The following is a 13224-nucleotide window of genomic DNA, read 5'->3' on the forward strand; positions in this document are numbered from 1 at the left end:
ACCATGAAAAAAACTACCTTAACACTTGTCTTACTTGTTTTAAGTTTTTCTTGTTTTGCGCAAGATACCGAACCGCCAACAACTCCGATAAATTTTCAACTTATAAGTAGCCCTGCGACTCCGCTAGATTATGTTTCTGTACAATGGGAACATGCAACAGATAATGTTGGAGTAGCTACTTATGAAATTTACATAAACGGTATTTTAGAAGAAATAATAACGTACGATGCTTCCAGTTCTTTTCAATATATGTCATATTCACATATGCCCAATGGAATATATTGCCTAGCGGTACTTGCTAGAGATGCCGCTGGTAACGCCTCACCGCTATCCAATCAGGTTTGTAAAGGTGTTAATGTATTTTATCAAAACTCACCTTTCAAACCTTATATATCCGGTTTTTTAAATTATATAGGTGATGATAAAGCTATTGAAATATCAAATCAAACTAGTCGAGATTTTGACTTATCAGATTATTCTTTAAAAATAAGCTATGATGGTAGTGGAACATGGGATGTAGTATATACATTTCCTGTGAATACTATCTTACCAAGCTCAGAAGTTTTTGTTATTGCTCATCCTAATATTTCTATTTGCACAAATGAAGTTGATGATTACAATAGTGACATTACCAACTTTGACGGAAACGATGTGATTGGTTTGTTTAAATATGATATTTTTTACGATGCAATTGGTGAATTGGGCAATAGCGGGACACTTATCAATACGGACCTCTTTATAAAAAGAACACATATATCAGCTCCAATTCCTTCGACTTCGTTTGATATAAACACTTGGGATATACAAGTAAATAATGGTAATTGTCCAAGCGATTTAGGCTATTCATATTTGGTTGTATTAAATGTTGAAGACGAAGAACTAAATACATTTCAAATATATCCAAATCCTGCAACGGGAAATACAATCCGTTTCAAGACACAGAACAATCAAACCATTGACAATGTATCTATTGTAGATATAAACGGGAGAAACGTGTTCAATTCAACTACGATTCTCAATAATCAATTAGATATAAAAAACATCAAACAAGGCGTTTATTTCGTGAAGATTCAATCTGGAAACGAAACAAGTATTCATAAATTAATTCGACAGTAAAAAATCAATACCATACAAAAAAGCAAAAGCTCCGAACATACATTCGGAGCTTTCTGATATTACATATTATGCCAGTAAAATATAATATTGGGTAAAAATACTAACTATTTTTCAAACTATACAAATGATTTTGTAAACGTTGAAAATTAGCAATAAGCGTTCATTTTAATATTTCAAAGCAAAATCCATCGCTTTTGTGGCGTGAATCGTTGTCGTATCAAACACAGGAATTGAAACGTCTTCCTGTTCTATCAACAAAGGAATTTCGGTACAACCCAAAATAACACCTTCTGCGCCTTCTTTTTGCAAACGTTCAATAATCTCTATATAAGCTTTTTTTGAACTCGGTTTTAAAATTCCATATGGTAATTCTTCATAAATAACACGATTAATTTCTTCCCGATCTTCCGCATTCGGAATCAACGTTTTAATTCCAAACGAAGTCAAAATATCCTTAAAAAAATCTTTCTCCATCGTGTATTTTGTTCCCAATAAAGCGACGGTTTTTAGTCGTTTCTCTTGAATCTTCTCCGCAGTCGCTTCTGCAATATGAATCACAGGAATGGAAACTTTTGCGCGAACTGCATCAATAGTTAAATGCATGGTATTTGCACAAATCAAAATACATGTTGCGCCAGCTTTTTCTAAACTTTGCCCAGCATCTGACATAAGTTTGTCCAACAAATCCCAACGACCTTCGTGCTGTAATTTTTTAATCTCTCCAAAATCAACCGAATTAATAATACATTTTGCTGAATGTGGTTCGCCTTGATGTAAAGTTGCCAAGCTGTTTAAAACTTGATAATATAATATCGTAGATTGAGGCGTAATACCGCCAATAAGTCCAATAGTTTGCATGTCTTAGAATTTATACGCATAAAATTAGGGTTTTATTCGCTTTGATTCTACTTTTGTACGTAACTATTTTTTTCAAGCTATGACAACATTACTCATCAACATCAAAGAATTATTACAAGTTCGTGAAACGTCCATTTCTAAAGTTTCAGGAGCTGACATGAAAAAACTTCCAGTATTGGAAAACGCCTATCTTTATATTATAGATGATGTAATTTCTAGTGTTGGTTTAATGGTTGATATCGAAATCGCTTCCGCAGATAAAATAATCGACTGTACCAACAAAGTCGTATTGCCAACTTGGTGCGACAGTCACACACACTTGGTCTACGCGGGAAACAGAGCGCAAGAATTTGTAGACAGAATTAATGGATTGAGCTATGAAGAAATCGCAAATCGTGGTGGCGGAATCTTGAATTCAGCTAAAAAACTACAAGAAACTTCCGAAGATGAATTATTTGCACAATCGGCAAAACGTTTAGAAGAAGTGATACAATTAGGAACTGGCGCCATCGAAATAAAATCTGGTTACGGACTCACGACAGAAGCCGAACTCAAAATGTTGCGTGTTGCCAAACGTTTAAAGGAAACCTATAATTTCCCGATCAAAACGACATTTTTAGGCGCGCACGCAATTCCAGCAAATTACAAAGGAAACCAAGATGGTTATATGGATTTGGTCATCAATGAAATGTTGCCAAAAGTTGCCGAACAAAACTTAGCAGAATATGTAGATATCTTTTGTGAAAAAGGATATTTCACCTTAGAAGATACCGAGCGATTGCTAAAAGCAGCGCAACAATACAACTTAATTCCAAAAATACATGTCAATCAATTCAATGCATTTGGCGGCGTTGCACTTGGCGTAAAATACAATGCACTTTCTGTAGATCATTTGGAAGAACTCAACGATGACGATATTTCGGCGTTGCAAAATAGCGAAACTATGCCGGTTGCATTGCCTTCATGTTCGTACTTTTTGAGCATTCCGTATACTCCAGCGAGGAAACTCATGGACGCAGGTTTGCCAGTTGCGTTGGCAACCGATTACAATCCAGGTTCTACGCCTTCTGGAAACATGAATTTTGTGGTAAGTACAGCGTGTATCAAAATGAAAATGACACCTGAAGAAGCCATAAATGCCGCAACAATAAACGGCGCGTACGCAATGGGACTTTCAGAAACACACGGAAGTATTACGGTTGGAAAAGCCGCAAATTTGATTATTACCAAAGAAATTGAATCGTACAATGTATTGCCATATGCGTTTGGAAATAACAATATTGAGCAAGTTTTGATTAATGGAAAAGTTATTTAGACACGCTTTGCTTTTGGTATCGCTACGCTCTTAGAATGTTGGACACGCTGCGCTTTTAGATTTTGTCATTCCTGCGTAGGCAGGAATCCAATCGTTTTCTAAGGATAAACCCACAACTAAAAAAACAATGCTAAACTTCCCGCTTTCGCTGAATTCGCCACTTTCCAAGTTGTTGCAAAACAAGCAAATCACGAATTTCAAAAGCGCGATTGCATACATAAATCAATTGCCGTACGGAAGAACTTCAGATCGTAGTAATTACAGTTTGATTATCTCCGAAAACAAAGGAACCTGTTCTACAAAACATGCATTCTTGAAGCAACTTGCTATTGAAAATAACCAAAATGCGGTGGAATTATACATTGGAATCTACCAAATGAACGAAACCAATACCAAAGGCGTTGGAAACGTTTTGAACAACTACAATTTAGATTACATTCCAGAAGCGCATACGTATCTTAAAATCAACGGAAACCTATTAGATATTACCCGAACTACTGAAAACAATACTTCTTTCGAAGACAGTTTACTAACCGAAGAACAAATTTTGCCACATCAAATTGCGAATTACAAAGTGAATTGGCATCAAAATTTCATCAAAAAATGGATTCTTGATGAAAAGATTTCTTTCTCTTTTGATGCCATTTGGAAGATTCGGGAGGAATGTATTGCTGCTATTTCAGATTGATTAGACTTCTTAGATTGTTGGACTTTGTTAGACTTATGAAAATTGAGCCTTTAGACGCTCACTCAAGATAAACTAAAGTAGAAGTTTAAATCTTTTCGGTATACAATTTTACATCAAATCATATAAAAGTGTATTTTAGCAACAAGCAACGGACCTCATAATTTATGCTACATTTGTACACAAACGCAACGCTCGACGCGTTAATTTCCAAACGAGAAGGTGAAACGAAATTCGGCGAAAAAGTAAAAACACTTTTTTCTCAAGAGAATTTGGTGGCACAACTCACAAAAAGTAAAGTCAAATATGTATTGTTCGGAATTCCTGAAGATATTGGCATATTGGCAAATCGTGGGAAAGCTGGCGCAACAACTGCTTGGAAAGCCGGATTGAGTGCTTTGTTGAATACACAAGATAACGCGTTTAATAAAGGAAAAAGAGTATTAATCTTAGGTCATTTAGACTTTTCTGAATTGCTTGAAACAGCAGAAACCTTTAATCCAAAAGCTGCCGATTATTACAAGAAACTTTCAACTCTAGTTGCGAAAATTGACGAAGAAGTCAGTTATTTAATGTTTCAAATTGTAAGCGCAGGAAAAATACCGATCATTATTGGTGGCGGACATAACAACGCATACGGAAATATTAAAGGAACTTCATTAGGTAAAAGTAAAGCGATTAATGTGGTGAATTTTGACGCACATACCGATTTCAGAAGTTTGGAAGGTAGACATAGCGGAAACGGTTTTAGTTACGCGTTCAAACAGTCTTTTTTAGATAAGTATTTTATGTTCGGATTGCATGAAAATTATACGTCCAAAAAGATTTTTAAAACGATTCATAATCAACCAGAACGCATTCAATATAATACATTTGAAAGTATAAAAATTCGCCAAGAACAAGGATTTGAGTTTCAATTAAATAGAACATTGGACTTTATAAATGATCGCCCTTTTGGTGTGGAGATTGATTGTGATTCTATTGAAAATGTACCAAGTAGCGCGATGACGCCAAGTGGTTTTAGTGCCAACAAAGCGCGAACATTTGCTTCTTTCTTCGGGAAACAGAAAAATGCTACGTATTTACATTTGTGCGAAGCTGCACCAAATCCTGATGACGCAAATGAACTATACCGAATTGGGAAATTATTAAGTTATTTAATTACAGATTTTATGCGGAAGTGATTTATGAATTCTATTGAAATTATTCCTTTTGACGAACAATATGCCACCGATTTTTATGACTTAAATATTGAATGGCTGGAAACTTTTTTTTATGTGGAAACGCATGACGAAGAAGTATTGAGTCAAGCAAAAAAATACATTATTGACAACGGCGGACATATTTTTTTCGCAAAGTTAGCTGATAAAATCGTTGGAACTGTCGCGCTCATTAAAGTGGAAGAAAACATTTTTGAATTGAGCAAAATGGCAGTTTTACCAACATTCAGAGGAAAAAAGATTGGACAACAATTACTTCAATATTGTCTAGATTTTTCAAAAGAAAATCAATTTGAAAAGTTACTACTTTACTCAAATAGGAAACTTGAAAATGCAATTTATATCTACAGAAAGTATGGTTTTATAGAAATTCCGATAGAAGAAAATAATCCGTATGCACGTGGAGATATTAAGATGGTTTTAGAATTTTAGACTTGTTTAGATTGTTAGCATTTCGACTGCGCTCAATGTGACAGATATGTTAGGACTAAAATCATTCTTTTAATCATTGAATACTTTAATCTTTCAATTAAAGAAATAAAACAATTTCTGTTTCGTAACAATTGTGTAGTTTTATAGTCTTGTATTTGTATTGAATTTAATATTAATGAAAGAAAGTTACAGCACGTTTTTTAGATATTTTTGGATTGTGATTATTGTGGGTTTTATCGCGTATAATTTCATCTTTCCTGAAACATTTTCCAAAGAAAATATTGCTATAAATATTCAAGCGTTTGGAAATTACGGCTTGGCAATTTTCTTTTTTTGTCACCTTATTCGTGGTTTTGTAATGCTTCCAAGTACAGCACTTATCTTTGCAGGCGTTTTCCTTTTTCCAGATGATTTATTTTCAGTTTTGCTACTTTCTGTCATCGGAATTGTAATTTCTTCAATGATTGTGTATTATTTTTCAGATAAATTAGGCTTCGCGAAAATTTTCGATAAGAATACAAAAACAACGAATCTTGTGAAGGAGAAACTTTCTGGAAAATACGGGCCATTATTCATTATGTTTTGGGCATTTTTTCCTTTTGTTCCCACAGATTTAATTTGCTATACGGCTGGCGCAATGAAGATTAATCCAATTATATTTGCAGTGAGTCTTTTTATTGGCGAATTGATTTTGTGTAGTGTTTATGTCTACGGAAGTGCGTATTTTATATAATATTCTTATATAAATTTTTCAGAACTATTTGATGAAATTCAGCTAAATCATACGGTTTGATGATGAAATCGTTCATTCCTGCTTCGTGAATTTTATCTTTTATTTGATCTTCTTCCACAGCAGTCAACGCAATAATTGGAGTCTTTTTATTCATCAATCGGATGCGTTTTGTCGTTTCAATTCCGTCAATTCTCGGCATATTAATATCCATTAAAATTAAATCGTATTCGTTCGTTTTTACAAGTTCTAAAGCTGTAAAACCATCTTCAGCAACATCAATTGGTATTTTTTTGTTTCTAAAATACGTTTCGTTACCACACGATTAATTTTATTATCATCCACAATTAAGATTTTCTTATTCATAGTATCAATTGCGTTTGTAGACAAAGGCACATCTTTTACAAATAACTCTTTGCTTTCTTCAAACGTAATTGCAAATACAAACTCACTTCCTTTATTTTCTTCGCTTTGCAGCTTGATATCACTATCAAATAATAATAATAATCGTTTTACAATGGAAAGTCCTAAACCTGTTCCTTGATAATTTTTTTCAATCGGACGCAATTGAACAAACTTATCAAATACAACTTCTTGTTTGTCTTTCGAAATACCAATTCCATCATCTTTAATACTGAATTGTATGGTGTGTTGTTTATTTTCTTGTTTTACAGATTTTAGTTGAATCCAAATATTTCCACCTTCTGTAAACTTAATTGCATTTCCAATAAGATTCATCAATATTTGTGACAAACGTACAGAATCGCCCATGACTATTTCTGGGATTTTCGGATCAATTTCTTGATGTACTTTATTTTTATTTTGATTCATCGCAAAACTAAACGAGTTCACTAATTCATTCACCAAACTCTTGAGATTGAATGGAAGTCGTTGTAATTTTACACCTTCGGATTCTATTTTATTAACTTGTAACACGTTGTTTATCAATGACAATAAGTAGTTACTAGAGAATTTTAATGATTTGAAGTTTTCATTTTCTTTTAAATTTGGAAAATCTTCTGTCAACAATGAAGTTAAGCCAACAACGCCGTATAATGGCGTTCGTAATTCATGACTTACCGTAGAAAAAAACTGTGATTTTAAATTTGCTTGTTGTTCGGCTTCTTCTTTCGCTTCCCGCAATTCGGTATTTTTCAAACGAAGTTTTGCCAATGCTTTGTTTCTAAATTTATGATTCTTAAACATATTAATTAAGAGTAAAACTAGAATAAAACCTGCTATCATTAATACATAGGAAATTTGTTTTGTTTTATTTATGATAATTTCTTGATCACGTTTTTCTACTTCGCTACGTTTCAAATCTTCTCTGAAATCATCTACAGAAAATCGAGCTATAGCCGCTTGATTTTCTCTTATTTTTGTTTCATTGTATAAAGAATCTTTGTATTTTAAATGGATTAGCAATCTATTGTAAGCAACTTCAGATTTGCCTTGTTTCTCAGCCAAATCGGCATAATGTTTATATATTTCTGTCAATACATCTAAAACTTCCGCATCTTCTGAAAAATTGATTGCCTTTTTAAAATAAGTATCCGCCAACTCATATTTCTCTTTTGCCATAGTATAGCGTCCTAGCAAATAATTGACTTGTACTTTTCCTTCTTCATCACCATGTTTGGTATATATCATTTTTTCAGAATCTATCAAATACGGATATGCGGTATCGTATTTTTTTTCATCAATATATGTCCAACCAATATTGAGAATTGGTGTCAGAATTTCAAAAGTATCTTTTAGTTTTATAGCTAATTTTAGAGATTCTTCATAGTAAGAAAGTGCAGAATCTATCTTTTTATAACTATCAGAATAGAGATTTCCTAAGTTATTATAAACGACAGATTGCAATGCATCATTTTTTTCCAGTTTTGCGTACTCTAGTGCTTTTAGATAGTTTCTTTTAGATTTAGCAAACTCAGAAATTCCTTGATAAGCTAAACCTAAGTCTCCGCATAGGACTGATAAGCTATACAAATCATTAATTTTTCGCGAATACATAATTCCTTTATTCGCAGCTTCAATAGTTTCTTTATATTGATATTTCTTATAGCTTCTCTCTGAAATAAGAGCGTATTTCTTAATGCTATCTTTTATTTTCTCGTTGGAAGTTTTTTGACTCCAAACTGGAAAGATAAAAAAAAGACATCCTATAATTGATAGAATATGTTTCAAATAGTTAGGGTTTTTAAGACTCTATGAAAGTACAAAAAAAAAGATATAGAGAGGATTTTTTTCAGAATTCTTACGAGTAATTTCTGTTTATGCAAAAATTGATTTAATTTGAAATTGATTTACATTTGAATCTCTATAACACAAATATTTAGAAATAAGCTATTTACATAAAATTTACACGTTGCATTATGAACATTTTCCACTACGCATTTAAAATAAAAGACATTGAATCGACACGTACATTTAACATTGAAATTTTAGGTTGTGAAGAAGGTAGATCCACTGAAAACTGGATTGATTTCAACTTTTACGGACATCAATTATCGGGACATGTAAGCGAAAATTTTCCAAAACTTGATTATTGTGGAAAAGTAGATGGCGTCAACGTTCCGATTCCGCATTTTGGTTGCGTATTAACGATTGCTCAGTTTGAAACTTTACAGCAAACTTTTGAGGCTAACAAAATTGAATTCATCGTAAAACCACAAACGCGTTACGCTGGACAAACTGGCGAACAACGCACCATGTTTGTATTTGATTTTAGTGGAAATCCATTGGAATTTAAAGCATTTTCGGATGAGAATGCGATTTTTTCGAAATAGTAAAATGCCAAAACTTTAAAGTATCTTAACACCATGAATGCACTAAAGTTACCTTTTGAATTTGATCCTGAAATTATAAAAAAAGAAATCAGCCAATTCTCAAAATCAGATTATAGAGATATTTATAATTCTTCTGTAACGCTAGAAACCTTATGGTTAAAACATTTTATAGAACCTATCAATGATGCTTATGGATTTCCTATTTTTTATCCTACGGATGATTTAAAAAAGTGTCCGTATCTACTTTCTGTATTCAACATGTTTAAGTGTCGCGTAGAAACATTTAGAATTCACACTTTAGATGCTGGCGCTAAAATTCAAAAACATAGAGATTCAGGTTACGGTTTTGAGTTTGGAAAAATTAGGCTACACATTCCAGTATACACCAATGATAAAGTTGAAATTTTAGTCAATAACGAAGCTATAAAAATGAAAGAAGGCGAATGCTGGTATTGCAATTTTCATTTGGAACATGAAGTGAGAAATAACAGTGATGAACCACGAATGCACTTAATTTTAGATTGTATAGTTAATGATTGGTTAACGGATGTTTTTGTGAAAGGTGATATAAAATTTCCCGTTAGCTTAAACCCAAACCCCTAAAAGTGAAAAGTTAAAAGTTAAAAGTTGAAAGTTGAAAGTTGAAAGTGAAAAGTGAAAAGTGAAAAGTTGAAAGTGAAAAGTGAAAAAAAGTTTATCGTTAGTTAAGGAAGTTTATTGCAAACATCGAATAATCGAATAAACAAACAGATAAACAAGCTAATCTAAAAGCGTAGCGCTCTAATATCTAACAGCGCAGCGGTCTAATAGCGTTAGCGATCTAACTTAGTACGGCCAATTCCGCTGTTGCCATTTTAGAAAATCTGCCTCAAAATTCTGAAATGTTTCTTGACTGATTGGCGCATTTTCAATTCCACTTGGAAATTGCGACATCATTTGTGCATACATATTTTTCAATCGGAATGCATGTCGTAAGTTTATCACAGCATTTGGCGGATCAAAAGAAGTCATCCACTGCAATTCGCCCCAAATATTTTGCATCGCAGTTTTGCAAATCTCGGTTCCTTTTTCAACATTTCCAGCTCTTATATACAGTTTTCCAATAGCAAATGCAAATTGTTTGTACGGAACAGTTCTATTAGGAAATAACGAAGTGCAATTGTCCAATACTTCCATCGATTTTTCAACGTTTCCTTCTTCTAATAATGCTTGCGCGAGAAAGTAATAATTCTGTCTCAAAATATTCTGTGCGTACGATTTGTTTTCATATCTGAGAAATTCATTTTCATCACGGAAACCTTCAAACTGCAATTGATTCATGATGTACGGATACATCATTTTTGTGTCTACAATTTTTGGATTTAGTTTTGAGTTTTTTCGCTGAATTGGTGCTAAAATGTTTACCATTCCATGTTGAATTAAATAAGAATCTAATCCAATAGTATGTCCTCTTTTGCCATTAATTGCAAAGCAAATTGGACGATTTTGAATGTTGTTGGTTAGTAAATTCATCAAAACGATTTCATTTAAACCATAAAAATCTTTCGGATAATTCCACGTAATTGTTGGCGTATACGAACCGTTTAACGTTGTCGGATTGGGTGTTTTCTGAATCGTTAAAGTATCAATCGGAATTGAAAACGAAGTTGATGGAATATAGTGTCGCAAACGTCCATTCCATTGAATACGTGTTGTTTTATCATTTAAAAAATTAAATAATACAGGAAGGTTTGCGGCTTTTTTTATTTCTTCCTGCAAAGGAAATAATTTTTCAATTCCACTAATATAAACGTCTCTTTTTAAGGTGATTTTTAACGGCTTGGAATCGTACATTTTCCGTTGTAAATTATCAATGTGAGTTTCAATGTTTAGTTGATCAAAATTAATCACACGAACATCTGTCCGATAACCTTCCACTTGTTGCAAATACCAAATAGGAAACGTCATATTATCGCCATTTGTAATCAAAACGGCTTGTTGCGGACATGCGTCTAAATATGCTTTTCCGAAGTTATACGCAAAGTTGTCATGACTTCGTTGGTGATTGTCCCAGCCTTTGGAAAAAAGTTGTGCAGGCGAAGCTAAAAAAGCAATAATACCAATAATGGCAACACGTATTTTTTGATTCGCGATGAATTTTGTGAATTGAAAAAGTGCAATTACGGAAAGTCCAACCCAAAGTGAAAATATAACAAATGAACCGATAAAAATATAATCGCGCTCCCGAATTAAAATACTTGACGGAACAGGATTTACATAAATGGTAATTCCTAAACCAAACGTTAGAAATAGGAGAATAGTTGTCCAAAAATACGCTTTATGTTTTCGCAAAGCGAAGATTCCTAAAAGTCCTAAAATGAATGGTAAAAAGTAAAACGCATCATTTCCTTTGTGGTTTTTGTAACGTTCAGGAATTACTGATTTATCTCCAATTCTGCTTTTATCTAGTGCATTAATTCCACTAATCCAATTTCCATCTTTGATAAAACCAACACCTTGATGATCGTTTTGGCGTCCAATAAAATTCCAAAAAAGATACCGCGCATTCATCCACATCACTTGATAATTCCAGAAAAAACCAAGATTTTCTGCAAATGTTGGCTTCATTATTTTCGTCATTTCGCCCTTTACAGGATAGTTGATTGCTTCGCCAGTAATTGTTGTCCAAGCGTTGTATTTATTGCTATCGCCTTTGTCAAACATTCTTGGGAAAAACGTGGTAAACTCAGCAGCATAATTTACTTCTTTAAATTTTCCGTCATCAACAGTTACATATTTTTTTGTATCAATATCGTATGTAAAAACAGGTTTTCCATCAACAAAACCAACATCTTTATCTAACGGCGCACTGTAAACTGGTCCTTTTAATAACGGAATTTCGCCAATACCAAACTGTTCTGCACGCACATATTGGAGCATTTTATTGCTGTTTCGCATGCTTTCGGTAACCAATGTATGTATTTCAGATCGTTGCATTGGCATGAGAAACGAGCTCATTCCAATTAAAAAGAAAATAAAGCCTAAAATAGTGTGATGAAGTATTATTTTTTCACGCTTTCGCGAATAGACAAGCAATACGCTGAAGATGATAAAAATGCTAATTAGCAACACACTAATTCCTGTGTTTAGAGAAGTTTTGAAACTGTTTACTAGCCAAATATCCAAGTTGTTTGCTAGTTTGATAATTCCTTGAACTACGAAACCATAAATGACAAAAAAACTGATACAACCAAGTAGAATTGCTATGAAGAAACTTTTAACGGTTAAACCGAATTTTTTATGTGCGATTAAAATTGACATCGGAATCACAATCGCAATATTAATCAAGTGTGTTCCTGTTGAAAATCCAAGGAGCAATGCGAATAGTAATAACAAAATAATTTCTCTTTTTCGGTCAGAAGTATGTTCCCAAAGTAACATCACATGAATCATTGCTGTCATGAGCGCAAATGACAATGTATATACTTCTGCTTCTGTGGAAGCTGTCCAAAAACTATCTGAAAAAGCGAGTGTCAATGCTGAAACAATTCCAGCAAGTAACGCAATTGTAGTTGCATGATTACTTTTGCTTACCGAAAGCACACGATCGGCTATATTTGTAGTGATTCTAAATAGTAAAGTAATGGTTACTGCTCCAAAAAAACTAGAGATTAAGTTTGTAATCCAAGCTGCTTTTGATGCTGAGAAAAAAGAAAGTATGACTTTACACAAAATTGTATAAAAAGGTGCGCCAGGCGGATGAGATGCTTGAAGCGTGTGATTACTTGCGATGAACTCAGGACTATCCCAAAAAGTAATTGTTTTTGAAGCAGAAATCGAATACATTAAAAACACGAATGCAAAGAGCATCCAACTACTAATTTTTTTAGCTTTTGGCATTACGGTTGGGTTCATTTTTCATGCAATATAAAAGAATTATTCAATCTAAAAAGCACCAATTACATAATAATAACGCAACTTACAGCACTTACATTTCTAAAAACAGGTGTATTCCCGTATGTGTGTTTACTATTAGTTAATTATATTTGAAAATTATGTTAAATTAATATTTCTTATATTTGATATAACTGCAAAAT

12 protein-coding genes are annotated in these 13224 nt (G+C 33.2%); 8 read left to right on the plus strand and 4 right to left on the minus strand.

Annotation, left to right across the window (positions count from 1 at the left end; genetic code table 11):
* The first annotated feature begins 3 nt into the window (after positions 1 to 3).
* On the plus strand, positions 4 to 1116 hold the full coding sequence (locus tag IMCC3317_RS20810) for a T9SS type A sorting domain-containing protein (protein WP_160131398.1): 1113 nt from the start codon (positions 4 to 6) through the stop codon (positions 1114 to 1116).
* A gap of 165 nt (positions 1117 to 1281) precedes the next feature.
* On the opposite strand, the gene IMCC3317_RS20815 is transcribed toward IMCC3317_RS20810, so the two are convergent.
* Positions 1282 to 1974, minus strand: a complete 693-nt coding sequence (locus tag IMCC3317_RS20815) for an aspartate/glutamate racemase family protein (protein ID WP_160131399.1) — start codon at positions 1972 to 1974, stop codon at positions 1282 to 1284.
* A 79-nt stretch (positions 1975 to 2053) separates the two neighbouring features.
* On the opposite strand from IMCC3317_RS20815, the gene hutI reads away from it, so the two are divergent.
* From hutI to IMCC3317_RS20840, 5 genes are all read left to right on the plus strand, one after another.
* On the plus strand, positions 2054 to 3289 hold the full coding sequence (gene hutI, locus IMCC3317_RS20820; protein ID WP_160131400.1) for an imidazolonepropionase: 1236 nt from the start codon (positions 2054 to 2056) through the stop codon (positions 3287 to 3289).
* Between the two features lie 127 nt (positions 3290 to 3416).
* Complete coding sequence (locus tag IMCC3317_RS20825; protein ID WP_160131401.1) at positions 3417 to 3977, plus strand: hypothetical protein; 561 nt, start codon at positions 3417 to 3419, stop codon at positions 3975 to 3977.
* 164 nt (positions 3978 to 4141) lie between these two features.
* Complete coding sequence (locus IMCC3317_RS20830) at positions 4142 to 5158, plus strand: formimidoylglutamase (protein ID WP_160131402.1); 1017 nt, start codon at positions 4142 to 4144, stop codon at positions 5156 to 5158.
* 3 nt (positions 5159 to 5161) lie between these two features.
* Positions 5162 to 5626, plus strand: coding sequence for a GNAT family N-acetyltransferase (locus IMCC3317_RS20835; protein ID WP_160131403.1), 465 nt, complete (start codon positions 5162 to 5164; stop codon positions 5624 to 5626).
* A 175-nt stretch (positions 5627 to 5801) separates the two neighbouring features.
* On the plus strand, positions 5802 to 6359 hold the full coding sequence (locus IMCC3317_RS20840) for a TVP38/TMEM64 family protein (protein WP_160131404.1): 558 nt from the start codon (positions 5802 to 5804) through the stop codon (positions 6357 to 6359).
* On the opposite strand, the gene IMCC3317_RS20845 is transcribed toward IMCC3317_RS20840, so the two are convergent.
* Positions 6352 to 6645 carry a response regulator gene (locus tag IMCC3317_RS20845; RefSeq protein ID WP_160131972.1) on the minus strand — a complete coding sequence of 98 codons (294 nt, stop codon included), beginning with the start codon at positions 6643 to 6645 and terminating at the stop codon, positions 6352 to 6354. The two genes, IMCC3317_RS20840 and IMCC3317_RS20845, sit on opposite strands and share 8 nt — an antisense overlap.
* Positions 6606 to 8546, minus strand: a complete 1941-nt coding sequence (locus IMCC3317_RS20850) for a sensor histidine kinase (protein ID WP_160131405.1) — start codon at positions 8544 to 8546, stop codon at positions 6606 to 6608. The genes IMCC3317_RS20845 and IMCC3317_RS20850 overlap by 40 nt, the downstream gene beginning before the upstream one ends.
* 188 nt (positions 8547 to 8734) lie before the next feature.
* Between IMCC3317_RS20850 and IMCC3317_RS20855 the strand changes: the two genes are divergently transcribed.
* Together IMCC3317_RS20855 and IMCC3317_RS20860 are read left to right on the plus strand one after the other, a co-directional pair.
* Positions 8735 to 9148 carry a VOC family protein gene (locus tag IMCC3317_RS20855; protein ID WP_160131406.1) on the plus strand — a complete coding sequence of 138 codons (414 nt, stop codon included), beginning with the start codon at positions 8735 to 8737 and terminating at the stop codon, positions 9146 to 9148.
* Positions 9149 to 9181: 33 nt separating this feature from the next.
* Entirely contained in the window at positions 9182 to 9751 is a 570-nt protein-coding gene (locus tag IMCC3317_RS20860; RefSeq protein ID WP_160131407.1) for an aspartyl/asparaginyl beta-hydroxylase domain-containing protein, read from the plus strand.
* Positions 9752 to 9973: 222 nt separating this feature from the next.
* Here IMCC3317_RS20860 and IMCC3317_RS20865 read toward each other — a convergent pair whose 3' ends face one another.
* Positions 9974 to 13027: a glycosyltransferase family 117 protein gene (locus tag IMCC3317_RS20865; RefSeq protein WP_160131408.1), complete on the minus strand. Its 3054-nt coding sequence runs from the start codon at positions 13025 to 13027 to the stop codon at positions 9974 to 9976.
* Between the last annotated feature and the right edge of the window lie 197 nt (positions 13028 to 13224).

It is taken from the genome of Kordia antarctica (genome assembly GCF_009901525.1).
GTDB lineage: Bacteria > Bacteroidota > Bacteroidia > Flavobacteriales > Flavobacteriaceae > Kordia > Kordia antarctica.